Below are 3,578 nucleotides of genomic sequence, written 5' to 3'. Positions count from 1 at the left end.
TCTTCTTCCGCGACCAGAACCTCGACCACGCCGCCCAGATCGCGTTCGGTGCCCAGTTCGGCGATGTGACACCCGGCCACCCGTACGAAGGGGATTCCGCGCCAGCGGGTTTCCCGCAGATACATACGGTGTCCCCGGCCGCCTACGACCACCGGTACGGCACCAGGTACCGCAGGCGGCAGAGCCCGAACGGGCCCGGCTGGCACGCCGACGTCACACCCCTGATCAATCCACCGTCACATTCGATCCTGCGGGCCGAATCGGTACCCGCCTACGGTGGTGACACCCAGTTCACCAATGTCGCGGCGGTATACGCCGGGCTCTCGGAATCGGTGCGGGCATTCGTCGACAAGCTGCGCGCCGAGCATCGGTTCGGTTCGGCGGTATCGGCCGAACGCAGCACCGAGAAGATCGGCGATCTGGTCCGCGACAATCCGCTCGCCTCCATTCACCCGGTGGTTCGGGTGCATCCCGAAACCGGTGAGCGGGTGTTGTACGTCAATCCGTCCTTCACCCGGGAGATCGTCAATCTGGCTCCGCGCGAAAGCCGGCACGTCCTCGACCTGCTGTTCGAGGAGATCGCCCGTCCGGAATACTCGGTCCGGTTCAAGTGGGAACCCGCGAGCGTGGCCTTCTGGGACAACCGCGCGGCGCTGCATCTGGCGCCCAAGGACTTCGAACACCTCGAGGGTGACCGGGTGCTGCACCGGATCACCCTGGTCGGCGACGTTCCGGTGGGACCCGACGGTGTTGCGTCCGAGTCGATTTCGGGTGACTACTTCGGGGCCGCCTGATCATGTCCACGGTGCTGTCCTGGCCGGAACGGGCCGCGCGGACCTGGGCCGGGGACGGACTGGTCGACCCGCGTACCGCGGTCCGCCGGGCCCAGCGCACACCGCGGGTGCCACGCGGTGTGCGGCGTCTGCTCGGTCCGGTGCTGCTGGTCGCGGCGTGGCAGCTGGCCTCGACGACCGGCGTCTTCGACGCCCGCACGGTGCCCGCGCCGAGCCGGGTGCTGCACACGGCGTGGGGTCTGATCGCCGACGGATCCTTCCAGGAGCACCTCACCGCGAGCCTGCTGCGGGTCGGTTACGGGCTGGCATTCGGTATCGCCCTCGGGCTGGTGCTGGCCCTGCTGTCCGGGCTGTCGCGGGTGGGGGAGAACTTCGTCGACGCGAATATGGAAGTGCTGCGGGCGGTTCCGAACTTCGCCCTGGTCCCGCTGCTCATCGTGTGGTTCGGGATCAGCGAGGTGCCCAAGATCGTGCTGATCACCCTGGCCGTCGCGGTCGCCATCTACATCAACACCTTCAGCGCAATCCGCAGCGTCGACGCGGCCCTGGTGGAGGCGGCACGGTCGTTCGGCGCCGGGCGCGCCGAGCTGATCCGCCGGGTGATCCTTCCCGGCTCGTTGCCCGGATTCCTGATCGGCCTGCGCCTGGCGCTGACCGCGTCCTGGTTGTCGCTGATCTTCGCCGAGACGATCAACGCCAAGAAGGGGCTCGGCCGGATGATGACCGATGCCCGCGAGTACTTCCAGATCGACGTGGTGTTCGTGCTGATCGCGGTCTACGCGGTCCTCGGCCTGCTGTCGATCCTGGTGGTGCGGTTCCTGGAGGCCCGCTTGCTGACCTGGAGACGGGCCTATGACGGCGACTGACACCGGGCCGGAGGCGGCTCAGGCGGTGGCGGACGATGCTGTGGTGATCGCCACCGACATCCGGAAACGGTTCGGCGACAACGTCATTCTCGACGGCCTTGAGCTGCGGATCCGGGCGGGCGAGTTCGTGGCGTTGCTCGGGCGCAGCGGCTCGGGCAAGAGCACCTTCCTGCGGGCACTCGCTGCACTCGACGGCGATGTCGACGGTCAGCTGCGGGTCCCGCAGCGGCGGGCGATCGTGTTCCAGGATCCGCGGCTGTTGCCGTGGCAACGGGTCCTGGCCAACGTCGTGATCGGCCTGCCTTCCACCGCCCCGGTGCGGGACCGCGCCAGGGCCGCGCTCGCCGAGGTCGACCTCGCCGACAAGGCCGAGGTGTGGCCGCGCACGCTGTCCGGCGGCGAGGCGCAGCGGGTTGCGCTGGCCCGGGCGCTGGTTCGCGAGCCGCAACTGCTGCTGCTCGACGAACCATTCGGCGCGCTCGACGCGCTCACCAGGATCAAGATGCACGGTCTGCTGCTGGAACTGTATCGCCGGCACACCCCCGCGGTCCTGCTCGTCACCCACGATGTCGACGAGGCGATCGTGCTGGCCGACCGGGTGATCGTGCTCTCCGACGGCGTCCTCTCGCTGGACGTCGAGGTCACCGTGCCCAAACCGCGCCTGCGTGATTCCGCCGAATTCGCCTCGCTCCGAAGGCGTCTGCTCGCCCAGCTCGGTGTCGAGCCGGACCAGTCCTGAACCGAAATGAGGTTTCCACGTGTCGTTCATCGCCGTCTGGCGGCGCCGGTGCGCCGCACTGCTGTTGGTGCCCCTGCTCGCCTGCGGGTGCGGGTTGACCGACGACGATGCCGACCAGGCCGTCGACACGGTCCGGATCGCCAGCCACAGTGAGGTTCCGGAAGGAACCAGGATCGTCGTCGCCGAGCAGAACGCGACACAGTCCCTGCCGTGGAACCTGGCCAATGCCGGCCAGGGCACGTCCTATCAAGTCGAGTTCGCCGACTTCAGTGGCGGCGCCGCGGTGATCGAGGCGCTGCGGTCCGGTGCGGCCGATGTCGGGTCGATCGGGGAGGCGCCGGTTCCGATCGCGGTGGACAGCGGGGTGACCGATCTGGTGACGGTCGGCCTGCAGGCCAATCCGGGCACCAGCGGCGGCTACTATCTCGTGGCCCGGCCCGACAGCGGGATCACCTCGATCGAGCAGCTGCGTGGAAAGCGGGTCGCCTATCCGCCCGGCTCGGGCAGGCATATGATCACCGCGGCGCTGCTGAAACGGCACGGTCTTGATCTCAGGACCGATGTTCAGCCGGTGGAACTGGCTGGGGCGGAGGTTGTCCCGACCTTCGCCTCCGGAGCCGTCGAAGCGGCGATCGTGCTGGGCAACCAGTACTACCAGTTGGGTGAACCGCCGATCCTCGGCGACGGCAAGGGCATCAACACCGGCATCCAGACGCTGATCGTGCACCGCGACATCCTCGGCGACCCGGCGAAGGTGGCCGCCATCGGTGATTACCTGGGCCGGGCCGTGGCGGCCAACAACTGGAAGGACACCCATGCCGAGGCCTGGATCAACGCGTACTACGTTGAACAGCAGGGCATCACGTTCGACCAGGGCAGGCGGCTCTACGACGAGGACGGCGTCGCGTCCTATTACCCGATCGACGCCGCATCCACCGCGCTGTTCCAAACCGTCGCCGACGGCCTGCACGGCACCGGCACCACCAAATCCCATGTCGATCTCAAACCGTATGTCGACGGTCGCTACAACGACATCGTCAACGCCCAGAACCAGCTCGACAACGTGACACCCAAGTCGCTGACATCCTAGTACTACAGCCGCACTTATTTCCTGGGTGATCGGCGTGTCGTTGTGTGACACTGGGATTTGCCAGGCATGTTGCTTATGTGACTGATGGG

General features: G+C 67.4%; 4 protein-coding genes. All 4 read left to right on the top strand.

Features of this window, described 5'->3' with window-relative positions:
• Positions 1–794: TauD/TfdA dioxygenase family protein (locus ACWDTP_RS37920; protein ID WP_450028357.1), on the top strand; the 794-nt coding region annotated here is incomplete at its 5' end.
• A 2-nt stretch (positions 795–796) separates the two neighbouring features.
• Positions 797–1,660, top strand: a complete 864-nt coding sequence (locus ACWDTP_RS37915) for an ABC transporter permease (protein ID WP_450028356.1) — start codon at positions 797–799, stop codon at positions 1,658–1,660.
• Positions 1,647–2,399, top strand: coding sequence for an ABC transporter ATP-binding protein (locus ACWDTP_RS37910; protein ID WP_450028355.1), 753 nt, complete (start codon positions 1,647–1,649; stop codon positions 2,397–2,399). The genes ACWDTP_RS37915 and ACWDTP_RS37910 overlap by 14 nt, the downstream gene beginning before the upstream one ends.
• A gap of 19 nt (positions 2,400–2,418) precedes the next feature.
• Positions 2,419–3,489 carry a PhnD/SsuA/transferrin family substrate-binding protein gene (locus ACWDTP_RS37905; protein ID WP_450028354.1) on the top strand — a complete coding sequence of 357 codons (1,071 nt, stop codon included), beginning with the start codon at positions 2,419–2,421 and terminating at the stop codon, positions 3,487–3,489.
• Positions 3,490–3,578: the final 89 nt, after the last annotated feature.

The sequence above is a fragment of the Mycobacterium sp. NPDC003449 genome, from assembly GCF_053588415.1.
Note: the sequence above shows the minus strand (reverse complement) of the source record. Positions and strands in the feature narration are given on the sequence as shown.